Genomic DNA, 12626 nt, shown 5'->3' on the forward strand with positions numbered 1-12626 from the left:
AAGAAATTCGCATCCATGCTTAATGCCGCACCGGATATATTCCGTACCTTTTCACCCTGGGCCCTGACCGGCGTATTGGGACTGCTGGGAAGTGCCTGGGCCCTGTCGGCATGGCAACAGTTGGGGGTCGGCAAGGATCTGCTCTGGTCAGCAGCGCGCGCGACGGTACAGCTCGGAATTATGGGTTTTGTGCTGGGCTGGTTGTTCCGTCAGCATCAACCCTGGTTACTGCTGGTGTTTCTGGTGCTGATGATTCTGATGGCCGGTCGATTCAATCGCAAACGTGGAGCAGGTATTCCGCATGCCTACTGGATTGGTGTCGGTAGTATTGGTATTGCGGCAACAGTCACTCTGGCCTGGATGCTGTTTTCCGGTTTGGTATTCTGGCGTGGTGAATCTCTGGTGCCTATTGGCGGGATGATTATTGGTAATGCCATGAATGCCGTTTCTCTGGCTTTGAATCGCTTGCGCAGTGAAATCGACCAACGCGAGGATATGTTGCTGGCGATGCTGGCGCTGGGTGCCGGGCGTCGTCAGGCCATGCGCAGTCTTTACGGCATTGTCGTGCGCAGTTCACTGATTCCAACCATTGATAGCCTGAAAAGTGTCGGCATGATTCATATTCCAGGTATTACAGCGGGAATGATTCTGGCGGGCATGGCGCCGCTTGCAGCGGTTTCCATGCAGTTGGTGGTGATGCTGATGCTGACTGCCTCAGTCACCTTGAGTGTTTCTACGGCGGTCTTGTTGGCGGCACCCTACGCCCTGACATTTGCGCAGCGTACAGAAGGATAATTGATATGGCCGCACTAGCTGGACGTTTTCGTGGTTTTTTGCCCGTAGTGGTTGATGTAGAGACGGCAGGTTTTGACCCGGAGCGTAATGCCCTGCTGGAGGTGGCAGCGATCATTATCGGTGGAGAAGTGGGACAACTGAAACCAGTAGCCAGTCATCACTTTCACGTCATGCCCTTTACGGGCGCGGTGCTTGATCCGGCGGCACTGGCTTTTACCGGAATTGATCCTTTTCAGCCATTGCGCGGAGCGGTTTCCGAAGAAGAAGCGCTGCGCGGCATTTTTCGCGCCATTCGTACGGCGGTGAAGGCTGCACAGTGCCGGCGGGCGATTCTGGTAGGTCACAATGCCGCCTTTGATTTGTCTTTTATCAAGGCGGCAGAAAAACGTTCTGGAGTGAAAAACAATCCATTTCATTTGTTCAGTACTTTTGACACAGTCAGTCTGGCGGGTCTCGCTTATGGTGAAACGGTACTTGCCAAAGCGGCACTGGCCGCAGGTTTATCCTGGGATCATGAACAGGCACATTCAGCGTTATATGATGCGCGCCAGACGGCAGAATTATTTTGCAAGATAGTGAATGGCTTTGACCTTAATCGGGAATATCCCTGAAGTGATTGCAGCAGCAGTCAACACCCTGTGCTTCTGTTAGAATATCTGCATCTACCATTTTAAGAGGGGCAAAACATGCCTTATCGTCTGACAATTGAACCCAGCGGTCACGAGATGGATTGCGATAGTGATGAAACCATACTCGAGGCGGCACTGCGTCATGGCTTTAATATTCCCTACAGCTGTCGCAATGGTACTTGTGCAACCTGTAAGGGGCGTATTTTAAGTGGCACTGTAGATTATGGGGATATTGAAGAAAAAGTGCTGAGTGAAGCAGAAAAAGCGGACGGTTTGGCCCTGTTTTGCCAGGCTATGCCCCTTTCTGATCTGAAAATTGAAGTACGCGAAATTGGTGCAGCCAAGGATATTCAGATTAAAACCCTGCCGGCACGGGTGGCTAAAATAGAGGACGTGGCGCCAGACGTGCGCGCACTATTCCTCAAAATACCCAGTACAGAACGCCTGCAGTTCCTCCCCGGTCAGTATATAGACATTCTTTTGAAGGATGGCGGGCGCCGGGGCTTCTCGCTGGCGAATACCCCCAATGACGACGCTTTGCTGGAATTACATATCAAGAAAGTAGAGGGCGGTGCGTTCACCGGACACGTTTTTTCAGCAATGAAAGAAAAGGATATTGTGCGATTTGAGGGACCTTTGGGCACTTTTTTTGTTCGCCAGGAATCAACCCGTCCATTATTGATGGTGGCTACAGGAACAGGCTTCGCGCCGCTCAAGGGGATGCTGGAATCACTTTTTGCCCAGGGATCGATACGACCAATTCACTTTTATTGGGGAGTCCGCCATTCTGAAGATTTTTATTATGAAGATCTGTTACAGGAGTGGCAGTCGCTCCACGGCCATTTTAATCTGACCAAAATTGTCTCACAACCGGATAGCCACTGGTCGGGTCCTACAGGATATGTAACAGAGCAGGTGATTAAAGACTTTCCTGATGCCAGTGCTTTTGATGCTTATATTTGCGGCCATCCGGATATGGTTTTTTCTTTATCCGCCGCTTTAGCTCAGGCAGGATTGGATTCAGAACATATATTCGCAGACGCATTTGTATTTGCCAAAGCAAAAACAAGCTGACATAATAATTTTATTGGCGACTTTAGCCAAAATTTTAACTTATTTTTTCAGGAGTGAGCGGGTATGGAATCTCAAACAAAAAAACGTCATCGTCGTAGTGCCGAAGAGCGCCTTGCTGATTTGGAAGAAAAGCAACGTCAAACAGAATTGCGCCTGCGCGAGCAATTGGCCAAAATTGAGCAGCAGAAAAAGTCCTTGCAGGAAAATCCTCGTGCCAAACGCGAACGTGAAGCACAGCGGCGTTCTTTGATGGATCGCATTTCCCGTCTGGTACCTGATTGGGAACCTACCCAGATTCTGGCAGCTATTGCCGAAGTACGGGATCGTGTAGGCGATAACCATCATGCACTGCAGGAACTGGAATCCCATGGAAATGCTTTGATGCAGGAACTAAAGCCACGTCGTGGACGGCGTCCGCGCAGCGCGCTCTAATCTCCTGTAGTTAAAAGCCCCCGAATTACTGAATTCGGGGGCTTTTTTTACGTCGGTCATTAGCGTTTGCAACTGCGCCAACGCTTTAACATGGGTACCCGATGGGCCATATAGGCACGAACATACCAAGCTGCCTGTCTTTTGCGCATCAATTGTCTTACTCGCTGTTGCATGGCTTCCAGGGTTAATTGAGGATCCTTGAATGCTCCATCTGCATAGCAGTAACTGCAGTAATCTCGACTGTGGCTGCCATCGCCTTCCGTACCACCGCCTTGCGGATCAAACTGTAAGGGCATACCACAACTTTGGCAGCGATTTTTTTCGATTTCGAGCTGGTGTAACCATTTTTTCATAAGCAAATTAGACATCCTCAGGGGCAACCAGTTCAAGGGCCTCAATATAAATATGGGCCATCCCCAGCAAAAAAACGATATTGGGTATAATGAAAACCAATGCGGTGGCAACGCCCATCCCCATGCTTAGCCCGACATTATACAGGGCAGTATTCGCGGTGATGCTGGAATGCGCTGCATGGTCCATCATAAAAGGGTTACCCGTAATCGCATCCATCATCTGCCAAAACATATCGGCGCTACGGCTCAGTTCGCTGGCCAGAGCTGGAGCCGCAGCGGACAGTGCCATACTGTATCCGGTGTAAAGGATGACGGCGATAATGACCGCCAGACCAGCAGATAACACCCCAAGTAACAACATCATCAGCAAAATGGAGCCTGGTTTGTTACGGGCAATACCAATAGTGTGGCGCAGGGAGTTGCTGACCGATTCGCCATGCCAAAGAGCCGGACCGGACAGATTAAAAACAATGATGGCCAGAACGAAAACCACGGCATTTATCAACATGGCAACCGGGAAAAGCGGTACAAACAAAATCGCTCCTATTCCTGGTATTTTGCAGGCCAGAAATCCCAGGAGCTCAACCACAAAAATGCCAAAGAGCAAAAGACTTTCGATAATCAGCAAGCCAATCAGCCGGGGGAGCGATTTTAAGCCAAAGCGGAGACTACGCAAAATCCCGGGTAAGGAGTCACCTCGGGCTTCATGTAATAGTACCCCGCCCGCACCCAGATACCCCACACCAAAACTGATGAACAAAATCAGCATGCCGATGCTGGCACCAAGCATCCCACCTGGCCACTGCACAAAAAATTCGAGGCCCGCCATGCCGATAAAAACGGCGAGAACATACACCAAAATGGGTTGCCAGAGGGTGATTCCCCGTAATGCCCGCAGCAATAGCGAAAAAGACAGGTCTCCCTGACTGGGAGAATGACTAAACATGGGAGCTTCCTTTTTCAGTGACCGATCTTGAGGATGAATGCCAAGGATAACGGTTAGATTTTTGCTGTAAAGCGACAATCGTCTTTGTTGATGCTACACTGACCGAATATTGACCGATTGGTCGAGTGCTTTTCAAGTGGCTGATAATATGTGGAAAGAAATCGCTGAGGAAATTTTATGGATAATACGCTGGCGATGGTAGAAGGAGAGGGGCGGCAGCGTATCCTGGCCGCTGCCGAAAAACTCTTCTCGGCTAAGGCCTTTGATGCGGTTTCCATGAATGCCATAGCCTGCGAGGCAGGTATCAGTAAAGCCAACATTTACCACTATTTTCCGAATAAAGACACGCTGTATCTCGCGGTTTTGCGCGTGGCCAGCCATAATCTGCGCGCGGTGTTGAACGAAGCCGTCAGTGCCCACGGCTCGGTTCTGGATGTATTGCGGCATTTTGCCCGCAATCATCTGCAGGCACTGCTGAACAGGCCGCAACTGGTGCGTTTGGTCTGGCGGGAAATCCTGGAAAGGGGTGCGCCCCGAGCACAGGAGTTTGCCGAGCAGGGCTTCGCGGATATGTTTTCTGCGCTGGTAGATGTTCTGAAGCTGGGACAGAGCCGAGGCGAATTTCGCCAGGACTTTGATCCGGCACTGGTCGCTACACTCCTGTTGGGTGCCAACGTGTTTTTTTTCCAGTCGCGAGACATATTGCGACACTACCCCCCCATTACTTTTGCAGACGACCCTGCCGGATATGATGCGGGTATTGTCGAAATTCTTTTGCGTGGGCTGGTCCCAGCTTCATCCTGAGTTTTGATTCATAACACAAGAGATTCTTATGGATAAAAATCCTCAACTCCAAGCCCATGTTCTCGTCGAAGCCCTGCCCTATATGCAACGTTTTCATGGACGGACCATTGTCATCAAATATGGTGGGAATGCGATGACGGAGGCGCATCTGCAAGAGCAGTTTGCCTATGATGTTACCTTGATGAAGCAAGTAGGGATGAATCCTGTGGTGGTTCATGGCGGGGGGCCGCAAATTGGCGCCATGCTTGAACGTCTGGGCGTCGAAACCCGCTTTGTGGATGGCATGCGCGTAACCGATGCAGCGACCATGGAAGTGGTGGAAATGGTGCTCGGCGGTCGCGTCAACAAGGAAATTGTTCAGGGAATCAATCGTGCCGGTGGGCGGGCAGTAGGGCTGACCGGCAAAGATGGGGCTTTGCTCCGCGCCCGACCGCTGCGCAATGCGGTAGCCGATTTGGGGATGGTCGGTGAAGTGGCCGCCGTCAATCCGGAAGTCATTCGTTGGTTGGACCAGGGCGACTTTATCCCGGTAGTGGCCCCCATTGGCGTCGGCGCTCGGGGCGAGTCTTACAACATCAATGCCGATCTGGTCGCCGGAGCGCTGGCCGCCACCCTGAAAGCCGAAAAGCTGATTTTGATGACCAATGTGGCTGGGGTGCTGGATAAAGAGGGTACCCTGCGAACCCGGCTGGAGGCCAGCGAAGTTGCGCAAATGATTGCCGATGGTCAGATATATGGTGGCATGCTGCCCAAAATTCAGTGTTGTCTGGATGCTGTGGCTGCCGGTGTGCAGGCTGCGCATATTATTGATGGCAGAGTCCCCCATGCCTTGTTGCTGGAGATTTTTACCGACGCCGGGGTGGGGACGTTGATTGCCGGCTGCCGCTGAAAAAGCTGTCCGTTCCTGCTCCACAGCGTAACAGACACGCTTTTTCTGCGGCAGCCCGCAAGCGTCGTCTGTTAGCCTGGCGGCGCAGCGCGCTGCCGGTTTTCCTCTTTGATCTCGACAATACCCTGTATGATGCAGACCGTTACTGCTTTCCCTGGATGCATGAGCACATCAATACCTTCCTGATGGAGGAGCTTGGTCTGAAGATGGAAGCCGCCGATCAGTTGCGGCGCCATTACTGGCGGAGTTACGGCACTACCCTCGCGGGTTTGATGCGGCACCATACTGTTGACCCCCGGGTTTTCCTGAAGGCTATTCATCCCCCGGTTCTGTCTGCCCAGGTCCCCGAAAATCCTGAATTACGTCGTTGGCTGGCGCAACTTCCCGGCCCGGTATTTATTTTTACGAACAGCGTGGCCAGTCACGCCTGGCGGGTGCTGGAGCGTTTGGGCGTGGCGGATATTGTGGAGGAGGTATTTGACATGGAGACCGCAGGTTTTCAGGGGAAACCCCAGCATCATGCTTATCACCAGGTTCTTGGAAGATTGAAAGTTCCCGCCTGGCGTTGTATTTTTTTTGATGACACCCTGGCTAATTTGCGGACGGCTCGCTGGATGGGTATGCGTACGGTACACATTGAAAAAAGTCGCAGACGCTCGCGCAGTGCCCATAGCCGGGTCCCTTCACTCATGCGCTGGCGCTACAGGTCATCCTAAAACGGCAGTTGGCCTGAGGGCTTTTTGCTCCAACGTCCCTTGCCTGTTGTTCTAAGGCTCATCCTGCTGTCAGGAGAGAACCCGCCCTTTGGGCTCAAACAGCTCTCCTGACGGGCGCAGGATTTCACCAAGAACAACCACGGCGCGGGCCAAAGTCGCTGCAAAGCCCTCAGGCCAACTGCCGTTTTAAGACTACAGAATCGGTATCAGAAACTTGACCCAACCCGGTGCGCCGCCGGTATTGATGGTGACCGAAGCGCTAGTGCCAATACGTAAGGGCAGTTTCGGATCAGGATTGGTAACCATCACCCGTACGGGCACCCGTTGCGTCACCTTTACCCAGTTACCTGTGGCGTTTTCCGGTGGTAATAAGGAAAAAGCATTGCCAGCACCGCCGCTGAGGCTGACCACCGTGCCCTTGAATTTGTGGTTGGGGTACATGTCTACCTGGATACTGGCAGTTTGCCCAGGATGAACCCGATTCAGATCGGTTTCCTTGTAATTGGCTTCTACCCAGTATTCAGCATTACCGATCAGCGGAAAAAGATCCTGGTTGATACTGACGACATCGCCCACATGAATTTTGTCGACTTTGCTGACCACTCCCGTGATGGGTGCATACAAAGTCGTTTCCGCAAGATACATTTTGGCAGTACCCAGTGCGGCCTTGGCTGCGGCGATTCGGGCGGCATTCAGGCTTTGTTGGGCGCGGGTGGCAGACAAGTTGGCTTTTTCGGCTTGCCATTGAGCCATTGCCCCTTTTGCGGCCGTCATCCGGTTGTCTGCTTCCTGCGCAGACAGGTATTTTTGGGCTGCCAGTGCCGCAGCGCGTTGGGCATTGCGCTGGGCGTTCTGGTAAGTGATCTGGTCTGCGCTGACTCGTGCCCCGGCTGCCGCAATGTTGGCCTGAATGGCGCCCGTCTGGCGTTCTGCCTGAGCCAGTTCTGCCTCGGCTTTTTGCACATCGTACTGGTAGGCCTCCGGGTCAATTTTTACCAGAGCTTGCCCAGCGTGCACCACCTGATTGTCGCGCACATAAATATGGACAATGTGTCCGGTCACTCGTGGCGCAATGTTGACCACATGGGCATGGATGTAGGCGTCATCGGTGTTGGGGTAATAATTGGCAATCTGAAAATAGGCATAGGCACCGAAAGCGACAATAATGAGAATGATCAGGACCAAAAAGCGTTTGAGCCAGCGCATAGCTTTCCTTGTGTTGCAATTACAGCAGCCAATTCCAGAAGCACCCCATCAACGAACCATAATATTCCGTATATACTAGGTTCCAGGACACTCTGGTAAGACAGTAGCGTAAATTCAGGTCTGTTGTGAAATTTTGACAGGCTCGGAAGTAAATCGCATACTGACCGTTCGGTTGACACCTTAACCTAAACACTTCAAGTCGGCAAGATGATGTATGAATGAATTGGATACAAGGAGTGATCATGAAAAATAAGCAGTGGGCCTGGACGGGTATTTTAGGTGGTGCCGTTCTCGGATTATTGGCGGCAACTCCAGCAATGGCGGATAGCGAAGGTTTGCACGTGATTCAGGGCGGCCCTTCGTACTTTAACATTGGTCTCGGTGCTTTTAATGCGGCGGGCGTGAGTCCGGGGCCGGGATATTCCAATGCGACACTTCCAGAGATTAACCTCGAATATCAAACGGGTGCCAAGTTATTCGGAATCGGTGCTGTCTATGGCCTGATGGCCAATACCAATGGCGGCTTGATGGGGTATACGGGTTTTTATACAGATGTTGCCTGGGATCACTGGGTGCTGACCCCCGTTTTGGCCATGGGTGGTTATCATCAAGGGCGGGGTAAATATCTGGATGGTACTTTTCAGTTTCGTCTGGAGCTCAGTCTCGATTACCAGTTTGCCAATCAGTCCCGTTTTGGTCTGAAAATCGCCCACATCTCCAATGCTTATATCAAGGATAGTGATCCGGGCGAAGATGAAATCATGCTCAATTACTCGATGCCCCTGTCCTTTGGGGAGCATTCCTGATTTGAGTATTTAGTGCTGGATATGCCCTCTGATTCCTTATGGGTCAGAGGGCTTTCTGCTTATCCGGCGTGAAGTCCCAGTTTTTCAAATAAAATCTGGTCATGTCCGCTGCTGGCATTGCTGGTGGTCAGCAAGCGATCTCCCAGAAAAATACTGTTGGCACCAGCCAGAAAAGCCAGGGCCTGCAATTCGTCGCTCATCGTTTCCCGTCCTGCAGAAAGGCGGACATAGGCTTCCGGAAAGATGATCCGGGCAGCGGCTATGGTGCGCACAAACTCCAGACCGTCAATGGGCGTGGCCGCTTCCAGAGGCGTGCCGGGAATAGGTACCAGGGCATTGATGGGAATGCTTTCCGGTGCCTGAGGCAGTTGCGACAGCACCTGAAGCATCCGGGCCCGATCCCGGCGCGATTCACCCATGCCCAGAATTCCGCCACTACATATTTTGATGCCCGCATCGCGGACGGCTTCCAGGGTATCCAGACGATCCTGAAAACTGCGGGTATGAATGACCTCACCGTAAAATTCCGGGGAAGTATCCAGATTGTGATTGTAGTAATCCAGTCCGGCAGCCTGCAAACGTTCTGCCTGCCCGCTTTTCAGCATGCCCAGAGTGACGCAACTTTCCAGTCCATGCGCCTTGACCACCTGAATCATGGCGGCGACTTTTTCAATATCCTTGTCGTGCGGAGAACGCCAGGCCGCCCCCATGCACAGGCGCTGCGCACCGTTGGCTTTGGCGGCGGCAGCAGCACTGCGCACGGCCTCAATATCCATGAGGGCCTCCGGCTTCAGGCTGTTTTCATGATGTACGCTTTGCGAGCAATAACCACAGTCTTCCGGGCAACCACCAGTTTTGATGGACAGTAATGTAGAGCACTGGATGGTATTGGGATCAAAATGCTGACGATGAATTTGCTGCGCCTCAAAAATCAGATCGTTGAAAGGACGTGCATAGATTTCAAGGATGTCGTCCAGGCTATAAGCATGGTTAGAAGGTGTCATGTGAGTTTCCGGTTCGCGTCGAGAGGTGCCTGGCGTATTAAACGCCGCCGAGGTTCAGAATGGCATTGACCAGCAGACCTTTCAATAACTCAATGAGTAAAAGGGCCACCAGAGGGCTGAGATCCATTCCGCCAATGGGAGGAATAATCCGCTGCAGGGGATAAAGGATGGGTCCGGTAACCCGGTCCAGAAAATGGACAATAGGGTTACGTGGATCCGGCTGGACCCAGGATAAAATGGCGCGAATCAGGATGGCCCAGAACAGCAGGGTGAGTACCAGATCCGTCAGGCGAGCGGCTTCAATGCTGATTTCATTCATGCTTTGGTCTTCGCCAACTGGCCCAAAGCACGGCTGCGCGCGGCGGCAGCCGCCAGGGCACGCTGGGCCAGAGGCCGCAATTGCTCTTCCCAGACCGCCAAACCAGCAGCGGTCGTACCACCAGGGCTGGTGACCTGGTGGCGCAGTTCACTGGGGCTCGCAGGACTGGCTGCTGCCATCTGGGCGGTACCCAAAACCGTCTGTAAAGCCAAGGCCCGGGCGGTGACCCGATCCAGACCCTGGAGTACGGCGGCGTCTTCCAGCGCCTCCAGAAATAACAACACATAGGCAGGACCGCTGCCAGCCAGGGCGGTAGCTGCATCCATCAGGGATTCGTCATGCAACCAGAACACCTTGCCCACCCCAGAGAAAATTTGCTGCACGATGTCGCACTGCGCTGCCTTGACCGTCGCCTGAGCGAAAAGGGTCGTCGCTCCCGCTCCCACCTGCGAAGGCGTATTGGGCATGGCGCGGACTACGGCCACATGCTCTCCCAGGGTGCCGCTCATTTGCTGGCTGGAAATGCCCGCTGCAACGGATACAAAAAGGACCTGGGCATCCACGAATGATTCCCGCCATTCGCAAAGAATCCCATCAACCTGTTTGGGTTTGGCGGCATAAATCACCAGACTGTTCTGCGGCAGCTTCTCGGCCTTGGCAGGACGGCTACGCAAACCGAATTCTTCGGCAAGGGCTTCACGACGCTGGGTACTGGGGGCATGTACCTGAATCTGGCTACCAGGTACGCCAAGCTGGCGCATTCCGGAAATGAGGGCACGAGCCATATTGCCTGCGCCAATAAATACGATGTTTTGTTCAATCATGTTGCCTCCCGGTGACGGCTGCCAAACAAGAGCGTACCCAATCGGATTTCTGTGGCTCCATGCTCTAGCGCCTGCAAAAAATCAGACGAAGTTCCCATGGACAAAGTATCCAGGTCAGGGTGATTCCCGCTTTGTAGCAGCGTGTTGAATAAGCTATGCATTTGTTGAAAATTGGCGTTTGCCTGGTCAGGATCGGGGTGGACCAATGCCATCAGGCCACGCAAACGGAGAAAGGGGAGTTTCTGGATGCCTTCTGCAAGTGTCGCAAGCTGCGCAGGTGGGCATCCTCCCTTGCTGTCTTCCGAGCTGACGGCCACTTCAATCAGCACATTCAAGGGAGTCGAAGCTTCCTGTCGGGCGCTGTTCAGCCGTTGGGCAATCAGCAGGCGGTCAACGCTTTCGACCCAGGTAAAATGCCGGGCAATTTCATGGGTTTTGTTACGCTGAATCCGGCCGATAAAATGCCAGCAAATATCCTCCAGATCGCGTAGTTCATCTTGTTTTTCCAGCGCTTCCTGAAGGTAGTTTTCACCGAAATGACGCAATTCCAAGGCATAGGCTTCACGGATGGCAGATGCCGGAACCCTTTTGCTGACCGCCAGTAAAATGGGGCGGTTGGGCTGCTGTAGGGCGCACTTTATTTTTGCCAGATTTTCGGCGAGGGACATGCTGCTCCATGAAACGTGGGCGAAATGGCCAAGGTCGACTATAGTAACGCGCATGAGTCCCAATGCCCAAATGCCGGGTATTACCATGCCATGTGGAGATTTATAGATGGATATTGCTGAACTACTCACCTTCGCGGTGAAGAATAACGCATCAGATACGCACATATCTGCGGGCCTCGCACCCATGTTGCGCATTAACGGCGATATACGTCCCATCAACGTTGAAGCACTGGACGGAAAGGCTGTCCATGCGATGATTTACGACATCATGTCGGATTCCCAGCGAAAATGGTATGAAGAAAATCTGGAAATCGATTTTGCCTATGAACTGCCCGGTATTGCGCGTTTTCGGGTGAACGCTTTTAATCAGGATCGGGGTCCTGCTGCGGCATTTCGTACCATTCCGGCCAAGGTGTTGACTCTGGAAGATCTCAATGCGCCAAAATCCTTTACGGAAATTATTAATATTCCGCGTGGCTTGGTATTGGTTACCGGACCAACAGGTTCGGGCAAATCCACGACCCTCGCGGCCATGGTCGATCATATCAACGCTAATCGGCCAGATCATATTATTACCATCGAAGATCCCATAGAGTTCATCCATACGGCTAAAAAGTGCCTGATCAATCAGCGTGAAGTGGGGCCGAATACCCATTCCTTCGAAAACGCCCTGCGTTCAGCGCTGCGTGAAGATCCGGATATTATTCTGGTCGGTGAGTTGCGTGATCTCGAAACCATGCGTCTTGCCTTGACGGCAGCAGAAACCGGACATATTGTTTTTGCGACACTACATACCAGCTCGGCACCTAAAACCATTGATCGTATTGTCGATTCTTTTCCAGGCGGAGAAAAGGACATGGTCCGCTCCATGTTGTCTGAATCCTTACGGGCGGTTATTTCGCAAACCTTGCTGAAAACTGCCGATGGAAAAGGCCGGGTTCCGGCTCACGAAATCATGATTGCCACTCCGGCCATTCGTAATCTCATTCGTGAAAATAAAGTGGCACAAATGTATTCAGTCATTCAGACCGGACAAAACCAGGGCATGCAAACGTTGGATCAATGTCTGGCAGATTTGGTGCGTGCGCATAAAATTACCCGCGAAGAGGCAATGCGCCGAGTGCAGAACAAAGATAGTTTCATGAATGTGGCCTGAGGAAT

16 protein-coding genes are annotated in these 12626 nt (G+C 52.4%); 9 read left to right on the plus strand and 7 right to left on the minus strand.

Annotated elements, in window-relative coordinates; translation table 11 throughout:
- The first annotated feature begins 15 nt into the window (after positions 1-15).
- The 4 genes from HAP95_RS06820 (at position 16) to HAP95_RS06835 (ending at position 2930) form a co-directional block, all read left to right on the plus strand.
- Positions 16-795, plus strand: coding sequence for an ABC transporter permease (locus HAP95_RS06820; RefSeq protein ID WP_215883537.1), 780 nt, complete (start codon positions 16-18; stop codon positions 793-795).
- A gap of 5 nt (positions 796-800) precedes the next feature.
- Complete coding sequence (gene rnt, locus HAP95_RS06825; RefSeq protein WP_215883538.1) at positions 801-1406, plus strand: ribonuclease T; 606 nt, start codon at positions 801-803, stop codon at positions 1404-1406.
- Between the two features lie 75 nt (positions 1407-1481).
- A complete protein-coding gene (locus tag HAP95_RS06830; protein WP_215883539.1) occupies positions 1482-2498 on the plus strand; it encodes a CDP-6-deoxy-delta-3,4-glucoseen reductase in 1017 nt (338 codons plus the stop codon).
- A 63-nt stretch (positions 2499-2561) separates the two neighbouring features.
- Complete coding sequence (locus HAP95_RS06835; protein WP_215883540.1) at positions 2562-2930, plus strand: hypothetical protein; 369 nt, start codon at positions 2562-2564, stop codon at positions 2928-2930.
- Between the two features lie 59 nt (positions 2931-2989).
- Here HAP95_RS06835 and HAP95_RS06840 read toward each other — a convergent pair whose 3' ends face one another.
- Together HAP95_RS06840 and HAP95_RS06845 are read right to left on the minus strand one after the other, a co-directional pair.
- A complete protein-coding gene (locus HAP95_RS06840) occupies positions 2990-3283 on the minus strand; it encodes a zinc ribbon domain-containing protein (protein ID WP_226832625.1) in 294 nt (97 codons plus the stop codon).
- Positions 3284-3290: 7 nt separating this feature from the next.
- Positions 3291-4229, minus strand: coding sequence for a hypothetical protein (locus tag HAP95_RS06845; protein ID WP_215883542.1), 939 nt, complete (start codon positions 4227-4229; stop codon positions 3291-3293).
- A 177-nt stretch (positions 4230-4406) separates the two neighbouring features.
- Here HAP95_RS06845 and HAP95_RS06850 point away from each other — a divergent pair, with 177 nt between their 5' ends.
- The 3 genes from HAP95_RS06850 (at position 4407) to HAP95_RS06860 (ending at position 6638) form a co-directional block, all read left to right on the plus strand.
- Positions 4407-5033, plus strand: coding sequence for a TetR/AcrR family transcriptional regulator (locus HAP95_RS06850; RefSeq protein ID WP_215883543.1), 627 nt, complete (start codon positions 4407-4409; stop codon positions 5031-5033).
- A 28-nt stretch (positions 5034-5061) separates the two neighbouring features.
- Positions 5062-5922, plus strand: coding sequence for an acetylglutamate kinase (argB, locus tag HAP95_RS06855; RefSeq protein WP_215883544.1), 861 nt, complete (start codon positions 5062-5064; stop codon positions 5920-5922).
- 92 nt (positions 5923-6014) lie between these two features.
- The gene (locus tag HAP95_RS06860) at positions 6015-6638 is read left to right on the plus strand and encodes a pyrimidine 5'-nucleotidase (protein WP_226832634.1); all 624 of its coding nucleotides are present in this window, start codon (positions 6015-6017) and stop codon (positions 6636-6638) included.
- A 192-nt stretch (positions 6639-6830) separates the two neighbouring features.
- Here HAP95_RS06860 and HAP95_RS06865 read toward each other — a convergent pair whose 3' ends face one another.
- Entirely contained in the window at positions 6831-7844 is a 1014-nt protein-coding gene (locus tag HAP95_RS06865; protein ID WP_215883545.1) for an HlyD family secretion protein, read from the minus strand.
- A 242-nt stretch (positions 7845-8086) separates the two neighbouring features.
- Between HAP95_RS06865 and HAP95_RS06870 the strand changes: the two genes are divergently transcribed.
- On the plus strand, positions 8087-8650 hold the full coding sequence (locus tag HAP95_RS06870; RefSeq protein WP_215883546.1) for an acyloxyacyl hydrolase: 564 nt from the start codon (positions 8087-8089) through the stop codon (positions 8648-8650).
- Positions 8651-8709: 59 nt separating this feature from the next.
- On the opposite strand, the gene bioB is transcribed toward HAP95_RS06870, so the two are convergent.
- Genes bioB through HAP95_RS06890 form a run of 4 tightly spaced genes read right to left on the minus strand, consistent with a single transcriptional unit; the run spans position 8710 to position 11465 of the window.
- The gene (gene bioB / locus HAP95_RS06875; RefSeq protein WP_215883547.1) at positions 8710-9654 is read right to left on the minus strand and encodes a biotin synthase BioB; all 945 of its coding nucleotides are present in this window, start codon (positions 9652-9654) and stop codon (positions 8710-8712) included.
- A 37-nt stretch (positions 9655-9691) separates the two neighbouring features.
- On the minus strand, positions 9692-9973 hold the full coding sequence (locus tag HAP95_RS06880) for a YggT family protein (protein ID WP_193649796.1): 282 nt from the start codon (positions 9971-9973) through the stop codon (positions 9692-9694).
- Positions 9970-10797: a pyrroline-5-carboxylate reductase gene (gene proC, locus HAP95_RS06885; protein WP_215883548.1), complete on the minus strand. Its 828-nt coding sequence runs from the start codon at positions 10795-10797 to the stop codon at positions 9970-9972. Before proC ends, HAP95_RS06880 begins: the two co-directional genes overlap by 4 nt.
- Positions 10794-11465, minus strand: coding sequence for a YggS family pyridoxal phosphate-dependent enzyme (locus HAP95_RS06890; protein ID WP_215883549.1), 672 nt, complete (start codon positions 11463-11465; stop codon positions 10794-10796). Before HAP95_RS06890 ends, proC begins: the two co-directional genes overlap by 4 nt.
- Before the next feature lie 106 nt (positions 11466-11571).
- On the opposite strand from HAP95_RS06890, the gene HAP95_RS06895 reads away from it, so the two are divergent.
- Entirely contained in the window at positions 11572-12621 is a 1050-nt protein-coding gene (locus HAP95_RS06895) for a type IV pilus twitching motility protein PilT (RefSeq protein WP_215883550.1), read from the plus strand.
- The last annotated feature ends 5 nt before the right edge of the window (positions 12622-12626 follow it).

Origin of the sequence: Acidithiobacillus sulfurivorans, from assembly GCF_018853815.1 — a bacterium.
Lineage (GTDB): Bacteria > Pseudomonadota > Gammaproteobacteria > Acidithiobacillales > Acidithiobacillaceae > Acidithiobacillus > Acidithiobacillus sulfurivorans.